The sequence below is a fragment of the Paenibacillus sp. Y301 genome (assembly GCF_059445505.1).
This window is the reverse complement of record NZ_JCAIUL010000005.1, coordinates 299,494-322,654: the sequence shown is the minus strand read 5'-3', so window position 1 is coordinate 322,654 and position 23,161 is coordinate 299,494. Positions and strand designations below refer to the sequence as shown.

General features: G+C 37.2%; 24 protein-coding genes and 5 pseudogenes. 26 read left to right on the top strand and 3 right to left on the bottom strand.

Annotated features, from left to right (window positions below; genetic code table 11):
- Positions 1-162: 162 nt before the first annotated feature.
- On the top strand, positions 163-816 hold the full coding sequence (locus AC1D69_RS11880; RefSeq protein WP_495456360.1) for a lysozyme inhibitor LprI family protein: 654 nt from the start codon (positions 163-165) through the stop codon (positions 814-816).
- Positions 817-1,087: 271 nt separating this feature from the next.
- Here the strand turns inward: AC1D69_RS11880 and AC1D69_RS11875 are convergent, their stop codons facing one another.
- Positions 1,088-1,621: a GNAT family N-acetyltransferase gene (locus AC1D69_RS11875; protein ID WP_495456359.1), complete on the bottom strand. Its 534-nt coding sequence runs from the start codon at positions 1,619-1,621 to the stop codon at positions 1,088-1,090.
- 273 nt (positions 1,622-1,894) lie between these two features.
- Between AC1D69_RS11875 and AC1D69_RS11870 the strand changes: the two genes are divergently transcribed.
- Positions 1,895-2,476, top strand: coding sequence for a hypothetical protein (locus AC1D69_RS11870; RefSeq protein WP_495456358.1), 582 nt, complete (start codon positions 1,895-1,897; stop codon positions 2,474-2,476).
- Between the two features lie 187 nt (positions 2,477-2,663).
- Positions 2,664-3,092 carry an NUDIX hydrolase gene (locus AC1D69_RS11865; protein WP_495456357.1) on the top strand — a complete coding sequence of 143 codons (429 nt, stop codon included), beginning with the start codon at positions 2,664-2,666 and terminating at the stop codon, positions 3,090-3,092.
- Positions 3,093-3,116: 24 nt separating this feature from the next.
- On the opposite strand, the pseudogene AC1D69_RS11860 reads toward AC1D69_RS11865, so the two are convergent.
- A pseudogene (locus AC1D69_RS11860) lies at positions 3,117-3,248 on the bottom strand (transposase); the annotation flags it as partial.
- 255 nt (positions 3,249-3,503) lie between these two features.
- On the opposite strand from AC1D69_RS11860, the gene AC1D69_RS11855 reads away from it, so the two are divergent.
- The 17 genes and pseudogenes from AC1D69_RS11855 to AC1D69_RS11775 all read left to right on the top strand — a co-directional run bounded on the left by AC1D69_RS11855 (position 3,504) and on the right by AC1D69_RS11775 (position 18,781).
- The gene (locus tag AC1D69_RS11855; protein ID WP_495456356.1) at positions 3,504-3,965 is read left to right on the top strand and encodes a GNAT family N-acetyltransferase; all 462 of its coding nucleotides are present in this window, start codon (positions 3,504-3,506) and stop codon (positions 3,963-3,965) included.
- Positions 3,966-4,546: 581 nt separating this feature from the next.
- Complete coding sequence (locus AC1D69_RS11850) at positions 4,547-4,711, top strand: DUF4181 domain-containing protein (RefSeq protein ID WP_495456355.1); 165 nt, start codon at positions 4,547-4,549, stop codon at positions 4,709-4,711.
- A gap of 461 nt (positions 4,712-5,172) precedes the next feature.
- Positions 5,173-5,489: pseudogene (locus tag AC1D69_RS11845) on the top strand (hypothetical protein); the annotation flags it as partial.
- Positions 5,490-5,530: 41 nt separating this feature from the next.
- Positions 5,531-7,324, top strand: a complete 1,794-nt coding sequence (locus tag AC1D69_RS11840; RefSeq protein WP_495456354.1) for a serine hydrolase domain-containing protein — start codon at positions 5,531-5,533, stop codon at positions 7,322-7,324.
- A 536-nt stretch (positions 7,325-7,860) separates the two neighbouring features.
- On the top strand, positions 7,861-8,406 hold the full coding sequence (locus tag AC1D69_RS11835; RefSeq protein ID WP_495456353.1) for a dihydrofolate reductase family protein: 546 nt from the start codon (positions 7,861-7,863) through the stop codon (positions 8,404-8,406).
- A gap of 182 nt (positions 8,407-8,588) precedes the next feature.
- Positions 8,589-8,699 carry a putative holin-like toxin gene (locus AC1D69_RS11830; protein WP_495456352.1) on the top strand — a complete coding sequence of 37 codons (111 nt, stop codon included), beginning with the start codon at positions 8,589-8,591 and terminating at the stop codon, positions 8,697-8,699.
- A 380-nt stretch (positions 8,700-9,079) separates the two neighbouring features.
- Positions 9,080-9,655, top strand: a complete 576-nt coding sequence (locus tag AC1D69_RS11825; protein ID WP_495456351.1) for a hypothetical protein — start codon at positions 9,080-9,082, stop codon at positions 9,653-9,655.
- 131 nt (positions 9,656-9,786) lie between these two features.
- Positions 9,787-10,116: a signal peptidase I gene (lepB, locus tag AC1D69_RS11820; RefSeq protein WP_495456395.1), complete on the top strand. Its 330-nt coding sequence runs from the start codon at positions 9,787-9,789 to the stop codon at positions 10,114-10,116.
- Between the two features lie 336 nt (positions 10,117-10,452).
- Positions 10,453-11,049, top strand: a pseudogene (locus AC1D69_RS11815) (histidine phosphatase family protein).
- Between the two features lie 56 nt (positions 11,050-11,105).
- A complete protein-coding gene (locus tag AC1D69_RS11810) occupies positions 11,106-11,849 on the top strand; it encodes an SDR family NAD(P)-dependent oxidoreductase (protein ID WP_495456350.1) in 744 nt (247 codons plus the stop codon).
- 280 nt (positions 11,850-12,129) lie between these two features.
- Positions 12,130-12,663: a GNAT family N-acetyltransferase gene (locus AC1D69_RS11805; protein WP_495456349.1), complete on the top strand. Its 534-nt coding sequence runs from the start codon at positions 12,130-12,132 to the stop codon at positions 12,661-12,663.
- 54 nt (positions 12,664-12,717) lie between these two features.
- Positions 12,718-13,140 (top strand): hypothetical protein, encoded by a 423-nt coding sequence (locus tag AC1D69_RS11800; protein WP_495456348.1) that lies wholly within the window; start codon positions 12,718-12,720, stop codon positions 13,138-13,140.
- Between the two features lie 283 nt (positions 13,141-13,423).
- Entirely contained in the window at positions 13,424-14,314 is an 891-nt protein-coding gene (locus AC1D69_RS11795; RefSeq protein WP_495456347.1) for a pentapeptide repeat-containing protein, read from the top strand.
- A gap of 115 nt (positions 14,315-14,429) precedes the next feature.
- Complete coding sequence (gene dapB, locus AC1D69_RS11790; RefSeq protein ID WP_495456346.1) at positions 14,430-15,170, top strand: 4-hydroxy-tetrahydrodipicolinate reductase; 741 nt, start codon at positions 14,430-14,432, stop codon at positions 15,168-15,170.
- Between the two features lie 27 nt (positions 15,171-15,197).
- The gene (locus tag AC1D69_RS11785) at positions 15,198-16,214 is read left to right on the top strand and encodes an aminoglycoside phosphotransferase family protein (RefSeq protein WP_495456345.1); all 1,017 of its coding nucleotides are present in this window, start codon (positions 15,198-15,200) and stop codon (positions 16,212-16,214) included.
- Positions 16,215-16,372: 158 nt separating this feature from the next.
- A complete protein-coding gene (locus AC1D69_RS11780; protein WP_495456344.1) occupies positions 16,373-17,923 on the top strand; it encodes a class I SAM-dependent methyltransferase in 1,551 nt (516 codons plus the stop codon).
- 159 nt (positions 17,924-18,082) lie between these two features.
- Complete coding sequence (locus AC1D69_RS11775; RefSeq protein ID WP_495456343.1) at positions 18,083-18,781, top strand: hypothetical protein; 699 nt, start codon at positions 18,083-18,085, stop codon at positions 18,779-18,781.
- A 95-nt stretch (positions 18,782-18,876) separates the two neighbouring features.
- Here the strand turns inward: AC1D69_RS11775 and AC1D69_RS11770 are convergent.
- Positions 18,877-19,200: pseudogene (locus AC1D69_RS11770) on the bottom strand (SDR family oxidoreductase); the annotation flags it as partial.
- Between the two features lie 222 nt (positions 19,201-19,422).
- Between AC1D69_RS11770 and AC1D69_RS11765 the strand changes: the two are divergent.
- The 6 genes and pseudogenes from AC1D69_RS11765 to AC1D69_RS11740 all read left to right on the top strand — a co-directional run.
- Positions 19,423-19,518, top strand: a pseudogene (locus AC1D69_RS11765) (LysR family transcriptional regulator); the annotation flags it as partial.
- A 554-nt stretch (positions 19,519-20,072) separates the two neighbouring features.
- Positions 20,073-20,864 (top strand): lipid II flippase Amj family protein, encoded by a 792-nt coding sequence (locus AC1D69_RS11760; protein WP_495456342.1) that lies wholly within the window; start codon positions 20,073-20,075, stop codon positions 20,862-20,864.
- Positions 20,865-20,904: 40 nt separating this feature from the next.
- Entirely contained in the window at positions 20,905-21,498 is a 594-nt protein-coding gene (locus AC1D69_RS11755; protein WP_495456341.1) for an HAD family hydrolase, read from the top strand.
- 12 nt (positions 21,499-21,510) lie between these two features.
- Positions 21,511-22,086, top strand: a complete 576-nt coding sequence (locus AC1D69_RS11750) for a class I SAM-dependent methyltransferase (RefSeq protein ID WP_495456340.1) — start codon at positions 21,511-21,513, stop codon at positions 22,084-22,086.
- A 144-nt stretch (positions 22,087-22,230) separates the two neighbouring features.
- Positions 22,231-22,602, top strand: a complete 372-nt coding sequence (locus AC1D69_RS11745) for a DUF2500 domain-containing protein (RefSeq protein WP_495456339.1) — start codon at positions 22,231-22,233, stop codon at positions 22,600-22,602.
- A gap of 14 nt (positions 22,603-22,616) precedes the next feature.
- On the top strand, positions 22,617-23,159 hold the full coding sequence (locus AC1D69_RS11740) for a hypothetical protein (RefSeq protein ID WP_495456338.1): 543 nt from the start codon (positions 22,617-22,619) through the stop codon (positions 23,157-23,159).
- Positions 23,160-23,161: the final 2 nt, after the last annotated feature.

Sequence of the window (23,161 nt, the reverse complement as noted above, 5' to 3'; positions counted from 1 at the left end):
GCCAAGAAGGATTTTCAAGGAGATGATTCATGCGATTCATTCAACCAGCTAAGTCTAACGACTCGTTCCCTTTGGTCACTTAAGCTGCTTGAACGTCAGGAATGCGCGAACGTTATGCGCCATTACCGGAATTATTAAAGATAATATTTAAGGAGATAATTTATGAAAGGTAAGATACTCTTATTATTTTTTATAACGATAGTGTTTTCATCTTGTCAAAATAGTAGTCAATCAACTACCTTGAACAGCGAAACTAAATCAATAATAAATTCTGAAATGCCTCCTGATGTAGTGAGTACAGGTAATGGAACAGAATCGAAAGAAATAACTGAAGGTCGATCAGTTCCTTCTAACAATGAAGTGTTATCCATGAGCATTGGGAACTATGATTTGACTGGAGATTTTTATGATGAAATGCTTCGAAATCCTATAGATCATGATTATGAAGTGGAATTTAATGAATTTCAAAATTCCAAAGAGATTATTACAACATTGGGATGGGGGGCGTTGGAAGGTAAATATACAGAGATTTGGGATAAAGAGTTGAATCAAATATATAAAAAGCTTCTTTCTAAATTGGATAGCGAACCAAGAGAAGCACTAATTGAATCGCAGAAAGAATGGTTACAGTATCACTTAAGGGAGACGAAGTTTGTTGAGAAGACATTTATTAATAATGGTTACCTTGGAACACAAGGATCGGTAAGCCTAGCTACGGTTATACGGGAGCGAATTAGAGAAAGAACAATGCAATTATTTGAATATCGATATTTGCTAGATGGTGAAGTTGAGTTTTTATACCAAAATAAAAAGTAGAGTTGGAATCTTGATCAAAGGTTTTTAGGTAATGCTTCGAAGACATTAACGGCGCATAACGCTGTATTCACGCTGCGGGGCTACCACCCTTTGGTTGTCAGATGTATAATCATGGAAGAACACTCAGACAACAAACGACCCAGCCTAAGATAAGAGCTATCTAAGGCTGGATCGTTTCGTGAATAAAGAACGTTATGTTCAAATCTTGCAAAGATATTAATTAAACTTGTTTACCTCTTCGTCTGAATAAGAACAAATCAGAATAAAGCTATTAGTTACGCTGACTTGGTTCTTCTAGATTTTCATAAAGATTAATGCGCCAATCGTTGCATTGCATAATGCTCTCTGGCGGGTATTCGAAGGAGCACTCGGTGACGAACGAGAAGTTGAGTTTCCTGCATATTGCGTTTGAGGCAGGATTATCGACTGACGGAAATGCATGAATGAACCTATGTTTCTGCTCAGCACTTGCACTTGTGAGAGCAGCCATTGTAGCGGCAGCTGCTATACCTCTGCCCTGGAAAGGCGGCAAGACACCCCAACCGATTTCATAAATGGTTTTCTCCTGCCAGATACGCTCCCAGTACCCAATGTTGCCGACCTTTTCGTTTTCAGGAAGTAGAATGATGGAGAACATACGTCCAGTCCCCTTCCCAGCAATCTCAAGGTACCGTTTATGGCGTGTAAGGACTTGTTCCTCGGTTTCCAGACCTCCCAGATGTTCTAGCATTTCCGGTATATTGAGACGATAAAGCAGAGCAAGGTCGGAATCTGACCAAGGATCAATTCGTACGTTAATTTGCATTGTTTCCTCCTGCGACTGGAATCACAAAACTTCTTATATATCAAGAAATGGAACGCGTGTTCGGTATATTGTATCATCATTTCCTTAATTTGTCTTGAGGATAATAAAAATTTGTATAAAAAGAGATCGGAACTGTATGCAAGGCTATAAAAAGGGAGTTTGAACTTGGTGATTTAACTACCTTGATTCAGGCGACACATCAACCAGCTAAGTCTGACGACTCGTTCCTTCGGTCACTTAAGCTGTTTGAACGTCAGGAATGCGAAACATTAGATGAAATCTTTAAAAATATATAGAATCAAAAGGAATATACCAATGACATATACTATGTACCACTATTTTGAGACTAATTTAGGACCTTTCAGAAACCTCTCAAAGCTGTCGATGGATGATGCAATAGAAATTTCCACAAAAATAAGAGAAGTGGGGGAAATATTTGCAAGCCAAAGAGCTGAAGACTATATGTTTGTGAGAAGGGACCTTGAACGACTTGCACGAGAAGCATTTATTAGTAAAGGGGGAAAGCCCATAAATAATTTTCCTCATTATATGACTTTAGAGTCCTGTGATTGGCTTGCCACATGGTATAAAAAACCTAGTAATATAACGATTGATTGGAATGATATTTCCCAAGAATTAATTAGTTTTACATATGGGGATTTATTTCCTACAATGAGGTATCAAGACGAGAAACCTTATCGTAAGCAAGTATATACAAAGAAAGAAATAGTAGAAGTGATCAAAGAGTTTGGAATGCCTCAAGTATGGAATAAGAATGGTGAGGGGCCAGAAAGATATATTGAAGTGCAAATATGGGATGAAGAGTTTATAAAGAAACGTTGTAAGTTGGACTGAGGATCGAAGACTTCATCGCGTTCGCTCCTCGGTCGCAAGAGGGATTTCGGAGAAGTGGAATCATGCAACACATCTAACCGACTAAATCTAATGGTCCGGACCTGCGGTTCTTAAGCCGTACGGATTCAGGAATATACAACATTATCAAAAGATATGCAGATCTAAATTAGAAGGGAAGTCAATTATAATGATCAGAGTCGATGTAGCTTACTCCCTAATTACTGATCCAACCAATTCCAAAATATTAATGGTCAGGAATGTAGATGAATCTAGTGACCGATGGTCACTTCCAGGCGGTACTGTTGAAAGAGAAGAATCATTAGATCAAGCAGCAATAAGGGAAGCTAAAGAAGAAACTGGACTAGATATTAAAGTTCATGGAATAGTGGCAGTAAATGAATGTGAATTTCCGAAAAAAGAAGAGCATGTATTATTTATAACATTTAAAGGTGAGGTAATCGGTGGGAATGAAGAAATAGTTAGACCTAATGAAATTTCTGAAATAGCTTGGATTGATATAGAGAAGGCTGAACAATTAATGCCTTACTATAAAGATGGATTAAGAAGATTAATAGATGGGCATGAAATAACATATTTTAACGAAGGTAATAAGTGATTTTGGCGTCGAGAACACACCAACGGGACCATGAATTTGCCTGGAAATCGCACACACGGTAGCCTGGTAAAGAGCTGTTCGGAGGTACGAAGAGCCCCGTTTAGATATTCGATTCTTTTTAGATTTGAAGGTTCCTGATTCGTGAACAGCTGAATCGGGGTATGAACAAAATGCGAGGGCATAAAACACTTTATGCGACGGGATCTATGTCCCAACAAAACATGCGTTTTCAGCCCAGTGTATCCTCCAGTATAAAGAAAAGTTCATCCCCGAGCCAGTCGGGTATGAACTGAGAATACCAACAAAATATTCCTAGGTCGTCGCTTACGCTCCTTGGTCGTCAGGAATGCCAAACATTAGCTGAAATCAACGAAATATTATTAATAAATCGAAAGGACTATTTTAATGAAAATGAATCAAATCCTTATAGAACCAGTTAATAAACATAATTGGGAAGTTGCAATCTCGATATCTTTACTGGAGACTCAAGTGAAACTTGTACCAACTGTTATCGAATCTCTTGCGTATGCTTACATTAAACCGTGGGATGAAGCTTTTGATCCATATATATTGTGTCAGGGTGATAAAACATTTGGATTTTTCTATTTATCCTATACACCAAATAGTACGAATAATTACTGGATCGGTGGCTTTCAGATAGATAAGGAATATCAAGGGATGGGATTAGGAATACAATCTCTTAAAAGAATACTAGAATTCATTCAGGAAATACATAAACAATGCGAAGTAATCTCTCTAACAATCGAAAAAAGTAACGATCATGCCAGAAAGCTTTACGAGAAATTAGGATTTGTAAATCAAGATAAAGAGAACCAAGATGGCGAGATTATATATAAATTAAAGTTGAAATAATACTAATAAGAATTTACTAGGTTAATCATAAAAAACACAAGCAAGACACCCATTTGCCTCTTAAGATTGTTATACCCACCTATCCATTCATTTTTCATGTTTGTTTCAATTCTCAAAATAATTTTACTCCCCTCGATATACATATTATTTTAAATAGAAGAAAACGATCATCGCGAACTTATCTAATGAAGGAAACATTAAAATTGATAGTAGATCATAAAAGGGATTCCGTCGTCTAGCGTGAATGTGTTCCTGACGACCACCATAAGGTGGATATGTCATTTGAATCTACTTCTTGAGATCCCTCTGATGGACCAAGGGGCTTAGCCCTGCAGTAGGAGAATGCTCTTTCGTTCAGAGAAAGGTAGTGAAAGAGTACTGAGAGATTTGATCTAAAATCTTCTATAGAATAATAAAATCCAAAAGAAATGGGGGAGAATTATGAATGCAATCACTGTATTTGTGTTCATACTCATAGGACTACAGTTCTCATTGGACAAAGTAATATTAGAGTCTAAACGTAAAATAAGCGATACTGAAGTTGGGTATTACTTTTGATAGCTTCAACATTTTTAACACCAATGAATAGGCCAAATCTAATTTTTGCTCTTTTGATGACATTCATTTGTGCTTATCGTGCCTTCATGGAATGGAAATATAATAAAGAGTCAAAAGGTTATATCGTTCAATTAGCTTTATTGATAGGATCAATTTTATTTACCATCATCGCTTTAGTTGTTGGTTAATTTTCTTAATTTAAGAGCGATTGAGATTAAAGGTTTATCATTTATGGACTTCCGTCTTAGCATAAAGTGATAAAAAAAGTAGGAATAAGAATTGATGTAGTGATTAATATACAGACACAGATACAGTTTAAATATATAATCCGTATAACTAAAGAATTTGAGATAAATGTGTAGGGAAATTCACAGAAATCAATAACTTCATCTAACATTGCATTATCACAGTGTGGTCACCAAGAGGACTCTTGTCGAAGTGATTTCAGGTGAACACATCCAACCAGCTAAGTGGAGAAGCCACCCGGACCTAAGGTTCTTAAGCCGATTGGACATCGGTAATGCGCGAACGCTAGACGAAATCTCTACAAGGAATAAAAAAGAATCAGGGGTTGAGTCAATAACTCAACCTTTGCACCTAGAAAATAAGTCGATCCTTGGATGCCAATGATATCAAAGGTTCTGCCATCGTACACACCACCTGTGGTTTGCCTGTGAAGATTGTCTTTGTGCGCAACAGGAATAAAAAACGGGAATGGCTTGCGATTTTGAGTACTGATGTAACGCTAGATGCTGCTGGAATCGTAAGAATCTACGGCATGCGCTGGAGTATTGAGACCGTTTTCAAAGTCACTAAAAGCTATTTGACATGAGTTTAATTCTCGAAATGTCGCAAGCGAAAACTAAGAAGAACAAAACAGCTGTTTTGGGTCAACTACAGGATTGGATCTCTAGTTTACCCAGCTATATCACGGGTTTGTTTAGAGATTTGAGCTGCGAAAGTTGAGCTGTGTAAATATTATATTTAATGTTGAAGGAGAGTAGATAATGAAGATAGATCGTAGATATCACTATGTTAACAAAGTAATCGCTTGTGTTCTGTCACTCGTATTGATAATTATGGCATTCGCGGTACCTGTCCACGCTGAGGTAGAGAGTATTGAGACTACGCCCTCCAGGATTCCGTTGTCATCGCTAGAGGGAACGATTGATTCTTATGTGGCCACGTATCAGAAGAATACCGCTGCTGTTTCGGTTGTGGCTATAAAGAACGGTGAGACTGTTGTTAATAAGGCATATGGCTTCGCAGATATTGAGCAACAGAGAAAGGCGGATACATCTACTGTTTTTGAATGGGGTTCAGCCTCTAAACTGTTGGTCTGGACTAGTGTGATGCAGCTTGTCGAGCAGGGGAAGCTTGATTTGGATACAAATATCCTGGAATATCTGCCAAAAGGATTATTAAAGAAGCTGGAATACGATGCTCCCATTACCCTCATGAACCTTATGCATCATAATGCGGGTTGGGAGGATAGACTGATCGACTTATGGTATTCATCTGAGAATGAAATTGTGGATTTAGGAGAGGCCTTGCAGAAATTTGAAGCGAGACAGATTTATGAGCCAGGGGACGTAGTGGCTTATTCGAACTTTGGTGTTGCTATGGCAGCTTACATCGTGGAAGTGCAAAGCGGACAACCCTTTTATGAATATGTAAATGAACATATATTTAAAGCGTTGAATATGAAAGACACTTCGATTCATCCGTCACAACAAGATCGTCCAGACGTAGTGTTAAGAAGAAATGAAATTCAAGGTTATACTACTAATTTGAAACTCATCCCCAAAAACAGAGTATACATGAGCTTTTATCCTGCAGGAGGGGCCATTGGCACAGCAGAAGATGCAGCAAAATTCCTTGCAGCTCTGATACCTGTTGATAGTAGCAATTTATTATTCACTAATAAGGATACGTTAAACGAAATGCTGTCAACAAGTTTATATTATGATGGAACATCTCAACCTCGAATTGCACATGGCCTCTTTGAGGTAGAGTACTGGGAATCTGCACTGGAGCACGGTGGAAATACGGCGGCATTTTCAAGTAAGTTTGTTTTTGACCCGGAATCCAAGTTTGGGTTAGTGGTGATGACAAATCAGCTAAATGAAATGGCTTATTGTGTTGGTCTTGTTAATAAAGTGTTTGGAAATAGTTTTAACACTAGTTCTGTTGCATCAGAGAATGGAGGATATTATCTGCCTGCACGACGGGTTACTTCCGGATTTTCTAAGGGATATTCGCTGTTAGGTTTGCAGAAGTATTCAACATTTGATCTTAGTAACTTTACAAATGTTGTTGAGAGTAATGGTACTATTGAGAAAGTTTCCATTCCGTATTATGACTATTTGCCCGTATCAAACATAACAATAAACTTGATCAAAGTATCCTTAATTTCTCTCGCAATAGCCATCATTTTAAATTTAAGAGCTGTGATTGGCTATTTAATTCGGTTATTAATTTACAAATCGAAAAAATGGGAAAAACCTGGCACTATGTTTGATAAATATCATGTTGCTATTAATATCGCAGGTCTGGCATTTATTCTGAATACTATCCTATTGTTCATGCGCGCATTAGGTTTCTCTTCCTATGCTTCATTACGCATCCATTTCATCTTAAACATAGTTTATATGATTCTTGCTGTAGCGTATCTGGTCATGCTTATCTACAAGATGAGAAAGCTAAGTTGGAGCAAAAAGCAAAAATCAGTATACATCATGTCTGGAATTTCGGCTTTATTGTTTGCTATTTTTATTGTGGAATGGGATTTGTATTTTTAGGAAAACGAATGACACTTCCAGTTATATAAGGTTTTTTTGAAGATTTGAGTTGCGAAAGTTGAGTTAATAAGTATCATGATCAATCTGAATAATCGATATATGTTGGCCCAAGTTTGTTGAAGTAGAAGAGTGTATTCTAATTCAAAAGAGTTTAGAAAGTACCTTCAGAAGGACTATAATTTGCAAAGAGATCCAATTGGCTAAGTGGAAGAGCAACGCAGACCTTCGGTCTTAAGCCGTCTAGACGTCGGTAATGCGCGAACGTTATCTGAAAGATCAGAAGATTGGAATCATATTTATTCAAGTACTTTAATCAATGGACATGAGAACTGCACGACTGCACAAAACATCTTGAGGTTTTTTTTATTAGTCCGAGAAGCCACCGGCATCTGATAACAATACATTTGTGCGTCGTCGCTAGTGCTCTTAGGTCGCCAAGAGGTTTTTCGGAGAGTTGGAATCAGGCAACACATTCAATCAGCTAAGTCTGACGACCCGGTACGGATATTATTGAAAGAAAGTATAGGAGAATGAAAATGAGAAAAGTAGTTGTGTCTGAGTTTGTCTCGTTGGATGGCGTCATGGAGAATCCGCAGTGGACGATCCAATTTCGTAGTGAGGAAACAAAGCAATTCAAGTTCGATGAACTGAAAGCAAGCGATGCTCTTCTGCTTGGTCGCGAAACATATGTAGATTTTGCAGCGGCTTGGCCTAATATGATTGAGCAAGAAAGGGAATATGGCCGGATGATGAATGGTTACCCCAAGCATGTGATTTCAACAACTCTGAAAAAAGTGGAATGGAACAATTCATCGCTGATCAAGGGCAATATCGTGGAGGAAATATCCAAGATGAAGCAGCAGCCTGGTAAGGATATCTTGGTATTTGGTAGCTGTAAGCTCGTTCAAACTCTAATCCAGCTTGATCTCATCGACGAATATCGACTCATGGTTTTCCCAGTTGTGCTTGGGAAGGGAAAGCGTCTCTTTGGAGAAGGGATCGATAAGAAAGTATTGAAACTGGCGGAAACAAAGACTTTCGGTTCAGGCGTAGTTGTTCTGACTTATCTTCCGGATAAGTGAGAATGATCAGGAAATTAACTAAGAGCTTGCGGGAAAACTGCCTAAATAAACCTATCCAGTAGAGAACGTTTTGTTGGATGTTAATTTCCAATTATGAACTCGAGAGTTTTAAAAGCTTGACCAGACGTCCGTCCACATTCCAAAGGCTTGGGCATGGTTTCCCTTCGAAGGGAGGTGAAGCCATGGAAATAAAAGATGCATTAACGATAATGTTCCTATTTGGGATGTTTATCCTTGCTCTTTTAACATCAATAATAACAACAAGAGAAAATAAAAACCCACCCATAGATTAAGAGCCTAAGGTGGGTTTTGGTTCCTGAACGACTTAGAAGGGAATATACCATCCAAGTCAATTGTACTGACCAAGTGTATCAGCACTTGGTCTTTATTAAAAATATAATAACACACTTAAAAACATGTATCCAAACAGAAAATGAAAAAAATAATAAATAATATTAAAGAAAGATATATCCCCATTATATAACATTACATATTTGCGTGGTCGCTACGCACCCTTGATCACCAAGAGGAATATCGTAGAAGTTGATATTGATGATTGATGGCATATCCAACCGACTAGGTGGCAGAACCACCCGGATCTACGGTTCTTAAGCTGTTTGGATGTTAGAAAAGCGCAATGTTTTCGGAAATCTGTACAAATAAGGAGATAAAGATGAATAAGAAACTTGTTTTGTTTCTTATTACAATAACTGTAACAACCGTAGCAATTGTTATATTTATGTATTTTTATCCCAAGAAGATTAATATTAATGCACAAGGTTTCAAATACCGTTTAGGAACTGAGCTTTTAGAGTCAGAAAAACATGTAAATGTAAATATTGAAGGAAAGTTATACAAAAGCATCTTCGGGGAAAGAAAATTTGAAGGTATTATAGACATAACGGGTGAAGAAATACCTGTTCCATTAGATCAGAGAAAACTAATTATATTAATTACAAATGAAGGTTGGGGTGCTATTAACTATCCGTATTTTAAATATAGAGAAGAGGATAATGCAACAGAAAGTTCTCATAATTATCAATATGGATCTCTAGTGATAGATAACGATTTCACTAAGGTAACAATATTAGTTTCGGATCAAAATCAATCAAAGGATAAGAGTGGTATTATTGGATGGAATTCAGAGAGTGGTCAAATGATAACAGCTCCAGCCAGTAGTAGAATTGAAGCAATTAGTATAACCAATGAGATAACAAAAAAATTTTTAAAAGGATTAAAACTAAAGTGATTAAAATAAGTGGTAGAAAAATCAGGATGGCACATCCGATAACAGCATAATCTCAACAAGATCAGTGTCAAAGATAGTTGTGGAGCATCCAGTATCCAAATGAGCAAAACGATTAATAGGAGACATTCGCTATACAAGTATTATTCATAATAATGATGATGTTGATTTCGGGAGTTACATCATCTTCCGAGTATAAATATTATAGTGCGGAGTGGCCATCCATGGCTCCAACCATTGTATCAAAGGATCGTCTAACAGTTGATTCAACCTATTATAACGAACATATCATAGAGCGTGGCGACATTATTGTATTTACTGACTCAATTAATGGATCGGACTTCGTAAAGAGAGTAGTAGGATTATCGGAAGATACAGTAAAGATAACTGATAATAAACTTTATGTTAATGATGTAATACAAGAAGAGAAATATACACAGGCTGAAATTAGAATGAGCTTTTGATAGTAAAAATCTAGTAATGACAAAAATATTAAAAGATACTAAAGATACTCACGTTGGATGTATGTACATTGAAGCAATGGAATAGTTGGTCTACATCAAGCACAGGTACCACAATTGTTCTTAGTTGTGAGTGGTGAAGGAATCGTTAAGGGTAAAGAGGATAAATAATTAATTATTAAGGCAGGATTTGCAGCATATTGGGAAGCAGAGGAATGGCATGAAACAAAAACAGAAAAAGGATTAACAGCTATTGTTATTGAAGGTAACTCATTAGAACTAATGAGGGAAGAGAAAGAATGGTTATAAACTAATTAATTCATCTCAAGGAGGTTTTGTATGAAGACCACTATTTATATGGTTAGACATGCCGAGTCACCATACAATGAAGGAAGCGAAAGGACAAGAGGACTTACCCCTAACGGTAAAATGAAAATTGAAAATGTAACAGAGATTTAAATAAATGAAGGAGTAGACATTATTATATCTAGTCCTTATGCTCGGGCTATTCTAAGTGTCGAGGGATTAGCTCAACAGTTAAACTTAGATATACATATATTTGAGGATCTCAGAGAACGACATTTTGCTGGAGAAGATTATAGGATTGATAATACAGAGTTATTGTCAATGATCCGAGAGAAATTTAATGAACCTGATTATTCTTTACCCGGAGGAGAGTCCAATACGGTTTGCCAGAATAGATCAGTCGCAGTGCTAACAAGCATATTGAAAGAATACGAAGGGAGAAAAATTGCTGTTGGAACGCACGGTCTTGTAATGACCTTGATGATGAATCATTTTGATTCAAATTATGGTTTAGATTTTTTAAATCAACTAAAGAAACCAGATATCTATAGAATGGAATTTGAAGATTCTAAATTGAAAGAAGTAACAAGATTATGGAATGATACCAACATAGAAGCCCACTTAAGATAAGAACTATCAAGGTGTCTGTCGTATATCTAATTAATATGAGGAGTAGAGGTGAGTCTATGAATAAAGGTCATTTTATAATCACGGGTACATCAAGAGGGATCGGTGAACAGTTAGCTAGAATGCTCCTTAATCAAGGTAATGTTGTTTATGGGATTTCACGTGGCGATTCTAATGGTTTAGATAAGTACAAGAATTACATTCATCATCATTTCGATCTGAGTAATATATTAGGAATCGAACGTATGTTGAAGGGGATTTTCAATCAAATGAACTTACATGATTCGGAAATGATATGCCTTATTAATAATGCTGCCATGCTCGAACCGTTAAAAACGATCGACAACTGTTGCGCTGAAGAGATGAATAAGAATATAGAAATTAGTCTAATTGCTCCTATGGTTATGACATCTTACTTTATAAAGCAATTCAATTCTGTCCCAATAAGGAAAAAGATAATTAACATTTCTTCCGGATCTGGGACATACCCAGCACCTGCCATGAGCGTGTATTGTACAGCAAAAGCTGGAATAAATATGTTTACTCAATGTATTGGAGCTGAGCAATCGAAACAACCATACCCCATAGAAATAATCGCTGTAGAACCAGGTATGGTGGAAACGGAATTACAAGTAACGGCCAGAGGAAAGAATGATCAAGATTTTGAAATGGCGAAGTTCTTTAGACAAGCACATGAAACAGGACAGTTACAATCAACAGAAGAGCTTGGGAAATACTTACTACATATTATTGATCAGAAGATGGAGTCGGGAAAGTTGATTCAAAGGCATATTAGCATATAGCGTATTAACCCTTTTGCACATCGAGGATAAAGAGACGGCATTAAATAATATTTACAATTCGCTTAAAATAACGGTTTATTTGTATTATCAGTTAGCAAAGATGATGACTGGTTTGACTATGGTGACAGGAGGATAAAGCTTTATCCTATGGAATTAGATGAATATGTTCATCTTTTTCAATCCGTTGGTTTTCAAATTCAATCGATTCAGGAAACGGAAGGTAAATATGCAACAATCATGATTGGGAAGAAATAATATAAGGATGTTAAGGAGAATTGATATGCAAATCGAGACTCAAAGATTAATCATTCGCGACTTTAATAAGGAAGATTGGATAGATGTACATAAATATGCTTCGCTCCATGAAGTGACTAAATTCATGATCTGGGGACCTAATAGCGAAGATGAGACCAAGATGTACATACAGGAACAACTTGAGAAGCAACAATCGGTCGACAGAAATGATTATGAATTTGCTGTAATTCTAAAGGAATCTAATGTACTTATTGGTGGATGCGGGATTTATATTAAACAGCATAATGCTGAGATTGGGTATAGTTTCAACCCCGAATATTGGGGGGGTGGATATGCCACAGAGGCATCACAAGCATTGCTACTCCTAGGTTTTGAAGAATTTAACGTTCATAGAATGTTTGCGACTTGTCGTCCTGGAAATGTACCTTCTGCAAATGTACTGAGAAGAATAGGAATGAAACAAGAAGGACATCTAAGAGAACATATGTGGTTTAAGGGAGCATTTCATGATTCCTTTTTATTCTCAATCATTGTCAGTGAATTTTCTGAAATCATATAACTTCATATACTGACTAGGGGTAGCTTGATCCTATAATCGGAAGAAGGTAGCTATATGAGAAAAGTATTGATACTTTTGTTCACAGTATTAGTGGTTATCACTTTGTTTATTGGTATAAATCATGCCCATAACAATGAACCAGATATATGGGGGTCCATTAATCATGTTGAATGGGATTATAACGATAGTTTCCCAGGCTCAGGTATGTATTTTTTTGAAGAAAACAATAAAAAGTATTGTATGTTTATGCTCTATGGAAGTGGAGTCTATGTCATGGCACACCACCAATCTGAAGTTAAGATCATAAATAATCAGGAAATAGAGATCGAAATTCCTAATCATTTTATTCATTTAGCGGAATCGATCATGAGAATTAATAAACATAGAGTTAGATTAAAACAAGGAAATTTGATTATGGATAAGAAGATTTACAAAGCTTCCGAAACACCCAATAACTATAAACATATTTTGAAGTGAATTAATGGTTTTTTTTAAAATGATAGAAGGTAGAGGGGATTTATATGAGTTTAGATGAAATTCTATGCTTCCACATCGTACACTCATTTATTTCATGAAGGCGTTAGAGCAGTAGTTGAAGAATATAATTATAAATATACAGGTTGTTACCAATGTGGGAAATGTAAAGATGCTTGGAGGGTTGTTCCAGAAATACTACAGTTACTTAAAAATCAGCATGAACATTACTTATCGAAACTATAACAATTAATGAATTTTACTCAATTAAAAGGATGTGCAAGTGTTGTCTATTAAAACAATTCCAACCGAAAATTTTCAAAATCATTTTAGTGCAGACTGTGAAAAGTGTTTTGGTATATGTTGTGTGGCACTACCCTATGCCAAATCTGCTGATTTTGCTTTTAACAAACAGGGTGGGACACCTTGTTCAAATCTGCAAGCTAATTATCGTTGTAGTATTCATGACAAACTAAGAGTAAATGGTTTCCGGGGCTGTACGGTATATGAATGCTTTGGGGCAGGACAAAAAGTTTCACAAACCACATATAACGGAAAAGATTGGCGAGATCATCCCGAGACGGCTAAGGAAATGTTCGATGTATTTCTCATCATGCAACAACTTCATGAAATGTTATGTTACTTACATGAAGCACTTCACATAGCGGACGCTAAGCCTATTAATAAAGATTTACAAAAAGCCTTAGAGGAAACAGAACAACTTACATATCAATCCCCTAGCGCTATATTAGACCTACATGTACCAACACACAGGGCAATTATAAATCATTTACTTCTAGAAACAAGTGAATTAGTCCGTGTACCATTTAAGGAGAACATCGAGTACTGGAACCAGAAGGGAATAGGTAAGGGGAAAGACCACATTGGAGCAAGTTTAAGAGGTGCTAATCTTAAGGGTGTCAATCTGAGAGGCGTTTTATTTATAGCTGCTGACCTCAGAGATGCTGACATGAGGATGACGGATCTGATTGGTGCAGATTTGAGAGATGCTGATCTATGTGGAGCTAATCTTAATGGAAGTATCTTTCTCACACAAGCACAAGTGAATTCGGCAAATGGCGATATAAATACGATATTACCAGCACATCTAAGTAGACCACATCATTGGGTTAAGGAACAACTGGATAGCCTAATCCTATCTAAGAACCAGAAATAACATGATTCATGGGATTTTTGAGCCCTGAAGAGATATTAAAGAAGCTAATGAATACATACAATACTACTATACTAAAGAAATGAGACAGTTTTCTGACCATATTTGGAGGTGTAGTATGATTAGAGTAGGGATCGTCGGGGGTACAGGGAAACTGGGAAGTGATATTATTAGATTGTTAATGGATCATAACGAAATAACATTAGGTGCCGTTATCGCTCGAAAGAACAACCCCTTCGTTGGGAAAGATATCGGTTCTATCATTGATAATCAGAATACGGATATTAGAATCCAGGATGATGTTCTTGGATCAAGAGAAAAATGTGATGTATATATTGATTGTACAAATGCGGATTCATTTATAAATAATTATGAGGCATATGTTCTTAGTAATAAACCCGTGATCATTGCAACTACAGGGTTTGATTCCAACCAGATGAGAAAGATTCATGAGCTTGCTGAATCGATTCCTGTTGTTATATGTCCTAACTTTTGTATCGGAGTATACAAATTCCTTAAATTAATCAGATTGGCAGCTATAGAGTATGGATTAAATGCAGATATTGATATTTTTGAGTATCATCATAAACATAAGAAAGATAAGCCAAGTGGAACTGCTATGGCCATAGCTTCTACAATAAGAGACACAGGGCGTGAAGAACACATTAATTTGCATAGCGTAAGGGCAGGAAACATTATTGGTGAGCACAGTATTTTGTTTACCAATGATAACGAAAGAATCGAGATTTCACATAAAATATATTCCCGAGAAGGCTTTTCAAGGGGAGTTATTGAGACCATTAAATGGATGATCCATCAAGAGGCCGGTTTGTTCGGGATCGAAGATATTATTAGATAAGATTCATACAGCGAAAGGGACACAAAAATGAGTGATATCCAATATAATATACAATTTGAAAAATTATGTAGTCTTTTGCAAATTGGAGATATAGTCGGTGTACCTGAAGCAATATCGGGTGGGTTCTTACATAGAATGTACGCTCTTGAGACCACCCTTGGAAAATATGCAATTAAAGCATTAAACCCTCATATCATGCTTAGACCTGTGGCACGACAGAACTTTATCAATTCAGAACGAATCGCTCATATCGTTGCAAATAATAGGAATATACCTGCTATCCCAGCTACAATAATTCATGGAGCTTGTATACAAGAGATAGATAACCAATGTTATCTTGTATTCGATTGGGTAGAAGGTAGAAGTCTAAAGCCTAATGAAATCAATAGAGTCCATTGCTTACACATAAGTGCTATTCTTGCTGAAATACATATGACGGATTTTATAGAATCAGGTATAACGATAGAATGCTCGGATCATGAACAACATACAGATTGGAACTACTATTTGCAAAAAGGACAAGAGAATCATGCGACGTGGGTTGATTTACTTCTCGAACATATGGACATGCTGTACGATTGGAATGTCCAAGCCAATCATGCAGCAAAAGTGCTGTCATCAGAACGTGTGATTAGCCATAGGGATTTGGATCCAAAAAATGTGATGTGGAATCAAGATAAGCCGATGATTATAGATTGGGAGGCGGCTGGCTATATAAATCCGATGCAGGATGTAATTGAAACAGCTATTTACTGGTCTGAAAATGAACGAGGAAACATTGATAAAGATAGATTTCTGGCTTTTATCGGTGGATATAAAGAGAGAAACGGAACAGTGCAAGCGAATTGGAGAATGGTCTTGGTACATGGTTTTTTAGGTAAATTAGGTTGGCTGGAGTATAATTTGAAACGGTCTTTATGGATTGAATGTACGGATCATCAAGAACAGCAGATGGGTACAGCCGAAGTAATAGCAACAATTCATGCGCTTAGACGGTATGCAGAGATGATTGATGAAATAGAAGTATGGTTGAACGTCGTCTAACATAATGTAAATACCGTTATTACGATGCTGGCTTGGGTACATGCGACATATATGTTACGATTCAAGAGACATGTATTCGTTGACCGGCCATTGAAGCACCATCTTTAGCATGTTAACAGATTGTCCCTAATGATATATAGAGAGCAGGTTTATAGTGAATGGCAGAAAATAGACAGCAGAGCTTTCGTTTCAGCGAAGCACCCATCTGGGATTTGCAACGGACGTATTTTGAAGAACAAGGAATGCAAGCGTGGAATAATGACCAGGTTCCGCAATATATCACGAGTAACCCCATGATTGCCAATGCCTACGCAGAAATGATATTTGGATTCCTTCAAGACTGTGCCGGAAGAGGCAACACTACAGACCCCGTTATCATTCTAGAACTAGGAGCGGGAGTAGGACGTCTTGCATTCCATGTATTGCATAAGTTGTGCGAGCTTAGAGATTATGCAGGTATTGCGTTACCCCCTTTCTGTTATGTGATGACAGATTTGGCTTCAAAAAATGTTGTTGGTTGGCAGAATCATCCTGCTCTACAATCTTTTGTTCAACAGGGAGTGCTGGATTTCGCACGTTTTGATGCCGTGCATGATACGGAGTTGAATCTGGTTGAATCCCATACAACGATCTCACCGGGTGATCTGAAGCAGCCGTTACTGATCGTCGCTAATTATTTTTTTGACAGTATTCCGCAAGAGCTGATCTATGTGGGTGATGGTAAGATTTTTGAATGCGATGTGTTAATTGAGTCCCCGGAGAATTCCGAGCTACTTAAGCCATCAGAAGCATTGGAACAAATGACACTGAGTTACGAGCATCGCCGGGCGCCTGAATACGAAGAAGATTCCTACTTGTATAAAGATGTGATTTCACTTTATCAACAGGAACTTGAGGATTCGCATATTCTATTTCCAGTGGCTGGATTGACATGCTTGGAGCGGCTGAATCAGCTATCACAGGCCGGATTCATGTTGCTTACAGCGGATAAAGGTGACCACCGATTAGATAACTGGAAGTTTGCAGAACCACCTCAGTTAATTCTACACGGTAGTTTCTCTTTGACGGCTAATTATCATGCTATTCAACATGTGTTTGAGCAACGAGGTGCACAGACACTCTTTACAACACATCATTATAAGAATATAAATGTGGGATGTATTCTCATGTTGAAAACACCAAATAGCTATACGAATACTCGATTGGCTTATCGTCGTTTTATCGAACGTTTTGGACCAGATGATTTCTTCACTATGAAAGAATGGGTAGATCAGCAATTCGAGACGATGGGATTGCAGCATATTTTGGCCTTTTGGCGTTTGGGTGGGTATGATGCGGAGTTCTTCATCCAGAGTACGAAATGGTTCTCGTCTCTGATGCTTGAAGCGAGCGATGAAGAGATGTTAGATATCCAAAAAGGTATACACATCATGTGGTCATCCTATTATGCGATGGAACAGCGTTATGATTTAGCTTTAGACGCAGGGTTACTGTTGTTTGAGATGGAGATGTACGAGGATGCGAAATTGTTCTTGGAAAGCTCACTTCATGCAGACGAAGATGAGCCCGTGCCAACGGTCTTATACTGTTTGGCAATATGTAGTTATGAGCTTGAGTTGGAAGAAGAAGCACTGGCATACACACGTGCAGCCCTTGTTCTGGAACCTGAGCATGAAGAGGCTTTAGCGTTACTGAAATGTTTTGAATGATGTAATACTATAATCAAGTAAAGGGGCTACGGCCCCTTATTGGTTAGAAGAATCCACTTGATTTATTGAATCAAAAAAGGATAATATAGTATTTCAATGTATAAAAAGTTCTTATAACAACGATAATTAAACATCTATGATAGTGCTAGGAGTGTTAATATGAAAGAATTAATTGATTGTCATCCCTTGAACTGGATCGAGGCCAATACGTTACAACCATTATCATATGAATCGGATAAATATGAGTATAAAACGGTAGAAGGTGCTATTCCGAGAGGGTTTCAAGCTTACTGTAAAATACTACACGCTATGTACATAGACGAAACTGTGAGTGATAAGAGTGAATTGTGGGACACTTATGAGGATGTGGAACCTACCCTTTCAAGGCGAATCTATTGGAGTGATATCTCCAAAGAACTAGGGATCCCACTGAAACCTGAGATCAATGGATTTACCTTTTGGTGTCATTTTAATAAGAATTGGCCAAGGTATCTTGTCAGTGCTGAAGTCGGTACGATGGATAGTGATTCTTTTGAACAACTTATTGAACTACTTCCCAATGATGAGAGCTGCTATTATTACTATCATTTATTGAAATCAGAGAGTTATCATCCTCGTCTATTTCGGGGGAATCTATCGGAAGTGAATCCATTGATCCAACAAGATGACCTAAGAGGAACTCCCACATATATATGGTCTGAAGACAAACATTGGTGCGTGTGTACGGACTATGATTTGGATTTCACGATTGTTGGTGGAACGGAAGAGTTAATCGAAGAAATTTGTGCAAATGAAACGTTGGAGACACTACGAGTTGAGCTTACGACTCGAATTGATTATAAGTCATATGTTGTATAAAAAAAGAGATCCGAAGATGGTTAGTCTTATATTTCAACGCTAAACGTTTCTTCGCCGCTAAAGGACGGCGAGGTCGTTTATGCTTGCTATCTTTTTTATTTGAAAGAAGCAAATCCTTCATCAGCCATTACAACACTTCCGTTAATTGCACTAGCTTCTGGCAGAGAGAGTAAATACACCGTATCTGCTATTTGTTCAGGTTGAGTTAATTTGTTACCCATGACTTTTTTCTTCATATCATTAATCATTCCTTGGTCTTTATATCCTTGAATAATGGGGGTATCAACAGCACCTGGTGATGCCAAGAATCCAAATACAGAAGCGGTATTAATGATAACACCTTTGATTCCAAGCTCACGCATTTTTTTACCTGCAGCAATGATACCATGGGCTACACCGTGCTGATTGACATTAATGACACAATTTAATGGCGGTTTCTTTTCTGATTCCACTTGCTCCACCTGTTATTACGGCTACTCTTTTTTCTGTTATTTGAGTTTCCTCCTTGTGAAATATAGTTATACTAGGTATGAAAGGTTACTTGCTAACTAATTAAAATTTTAACATTAACAAATCTTAAATAAAATTTAACTATATTTAATAAGTATTAAGTAATAATTAATACCAGGAGAATGCGATCTATGAATTTAGAACAGTTAGAGAATATCGTTGAAGTTGCAAAAATAGGCTCACTTACCAAAGCTGCGCAGAACCGTCATATCACGCTATCTGCTATAATATGGACCTGTTAATGTCTTATTTGTAAGCAATAATACTCGGGCGATTGAGAATGCAGTGGCAGGGGGTATAGCGATCACGATTGGTCTAGATTATTCCTTTCTAAAAACATCCGGAGTCACGCATCAAATTATGAAAACCATTGAACTTCGTTCTCCTGATTGCGATACGAAATACTTCGCGTCTGTGATACCCACGGGTAAACATGCTTCGCAGATTGCGCGAAGGTTTATCCATAGGCTTAAATATGAATTTGAGGAAGTCTTAAGAGGTTAACGTTCGTCAATCTAGCATTTGTGAGAATACAGAAGGAAAATATCAGAGTTTGTCGAAATACTTATGATGATAAAACCTCCTAAATATTCCTTTATATTTAAAAGTGAACATAAAAGATGAGTAGCTAGCTGCTTTATGTTTTTTTTGGAGAGGTAAATACGAAGGTCAGATTACTAGAAATGAATAACGAATCATATGTTGTAGGTGTAGGAGGTACGGAGGTCAGTGACTCAATGGCTCAGCTTACATAAGTAATAAAAATGGAGATGAATAACACATGGTTAATAATTTGATTATCGTGTTTGTGTTGACAATGATCATACATACGGCAGAAACCTTATCTTATTCTGTTCGATATGCAGGAGTCAAGATTAATAAAATCACGGTTGCATTAGCGTTAACAGGTATTATTGTACTGGTATCAAGAACGGCTAACTTAATACAGGCACCAATGACGGCTACATTCGTTGACTTTGCTAAGGCTAATCCTTCTTTTGACTTAATGCATAATTTAAGAATTATCATATTGGCTTCATCTGTAGGTACATTACTGGCTATTGTTCTATTTCCTACATTCGTTAATATTTTTGTTAGAGTTATTTCTAAACTTGAAGTTGCCGGTTCACTTCCGAGATTAATCTCGAGTGTGACGATAGGACAATTGAAAAATACGAAATACTATTTAAAAAAGCCTTCATTTAAAGTTCATCAATTCAGGTACTTAGGGATCCCCAAGAGGTTTTTACTTTTAAACGTGTTTGTAACCGCATTTTATACGATAGGTGTTTTGTCTTCATTATATGCCGCTCACCTATTGCCTGAATTAAGTACAACTGCTTCACAAGCCTCTGGGTTAATTAATGGAATTGCAACGATCATCCTGACTATATTTATTGACCCTCAGTTAGGACTCATCACGGATAAAGCACTACATAACGAGAAATCTAAAGATCAACTGGGCAAAATATATGTATTGTTAATGGTATCGCGATTCTTCGGGACCCTGTTGGCACAAGCATTTATCATACCCGCGGCTTATTTAATTAGTATGATCGTAAAGTTGATGTAATCGGAATAAATTAGTTAACAACGGGGATTGGGAGGTTCTAATGATGAGTAGACCGCAGATCGTACTTGATGTTGCAGGAGTATTAATTACTAATCTAACTCTCGCATGGCAAGAAATAGCTCATCAAGCTGGGATGACTCTTGGATCCTTAAGTGAGGTATTCAAGAGAGAAGTGCGTGAACCTTTATGGAAAGGAGAGATGACTGAGAGTGAGTTCTGGATATGGCTTACTAGCTATTGTCCAACATTGGATACTACATATGCACGAAGGTTGATTGATATACACATGGCTCCGCTACCTGCTTTTGAACAGTTAGTATATTGGAGCCAGATTGCAGACATCCATCTTCTTAGTAATCACAGAAAAGAATGGATAGATGATATATTGAAACCTATTAAACCTTATATTAAGAGCATCACTATTTCTAGTGAAGTAGGCTTGTGCAAACCAGATCCTTCAATATATACACTTGTAAGTTCTCAATTTGATAGTGATAGTCAACTCATCATTTATGTGGATGACCAAGAGAAAAACCTGGTGCCAGCAAATGACCTAGGCTGGATGACTTGCATTGCAGATGATGAGGGGTTATGGATCGATGAAATAACCACAATATTTGACGTGTCCGATTAAGGAGAGAGGTAAATGATAGATATTTCTGAAATACTTGAAACAGAACTAGTAAAGATTATTATTGGTGCCTCTTCACAATCGTATCCGGGTTGGATTCAGACACAAGAAAATGAACTGAATTTATTAGTAAGAGATGATTGGAATAGAAGCTTCGGAACAAGAAGAATTAACACCATTTTGTCTGAACATGTATGGGAACATTTAACCTATGACGAAGGCGTAGAAGCTGCACGGAATTGTTATGATTTCTTAGATGTTGGTGGATATATTCGTTGCGCTGTACCAGATGCCTACTTCCGTAATGAATGGTATCAAAATATAGTCCAGATTGGTGGTCCAGGACCGAAGGATCATCCCGCTGCTAGTCATAAGATTGTACATAACTATAAGACGTTAATGAGAATGTTCGAAGAGGTAGGGTTTGAAGTTCATTTACTTGAGTATTGTGATGAAGACGGTGAATTTCATTATCATGAATGGAATGCTGAGGAAGGCTTTATTTATAGATCATACAGGTTCGATCATAGAAACCAAGGGGGAGAACTAGGTTTTGTCTCGCTCATCGTAGATGCAAAGAAGCTAGTGTAAGTATTAGATATGCAGGAATCATCATTTAGTCCAATATGATTTCAGAACAACTCGAAATGTAACTTAATACCTTATATAACGTTATATCATTAGTGATTCCAAGTCAGTGGTCACGAAGAATATTTCTCATAGGAGGAGATCAACATGTCTAATTTTAATGGACCCCCTGGTTTTTTTAGTGGTGTACCTATCTTTTTCATCATCTTTGCAGGAATCATCATTTCTGGATTCGCTTATGTAATTATTAAAGGAGTTACGTCTTGGAGTACAAATAATGCTGCTGAAATAGTAACACAGAGATGTAAGGTTGTAGATAAGCGAACGGAGGTCTGGGGAGGATCAGGTGATTCCAGTGCCAGTACGAATTATTATATTACTTATGAATTTGAAGATCACACACGAAAGGAATTGCATGTTAGAGATAACTATTATGGATTAATCACTGTAGGAGATCAGGGTGAGTTAACCTATCAAGGAACTAGATTCAAGGAGTTCTTAAGACAAACTAATAACTGAAGAGGTGCGCTAAAATGAAGACTAAGAGCTTATTTTTCATTATTGCGTTCTTATTATGTACGAATAGCATTACCCTCTCGTTATTAACAAAGTCAGAACCATTCATTGAGGGAACACAAAGTAATACTCCTGAGTTCGAACTATATCAATTAGAGGGAAAAGGGACTAAGTGGGAAGTGGATAATTATAAGGTTATTAAAACTCCTAAGCAAATAATAAGAACCTCTGCAAGATTAGCATATCTGGGTGATGTTAAAGAAATAGAGCAATCCACCTATTATAGTGTTGATATTATTGAAGATCATAAGGTTGTCTATTCTAATACTGCTTCCGGTGAGGGTGGACCGGTCGGTGTAGTATTAAATATTGATGATATAGGATCTATAGAAAATGACTTGACAGAGTTCGATAAGAACATCAATCGAGGGACAATTGATAACACCCAATTAAAAATAACTTGGAAAGATAGTAAGGGGCATATCAATGAAGAGACGGTTAAACTGTCAATCATTGATGAGTTAATTGATGTTACCTCAGACCAAGGAAGTGGTTCCTAGTG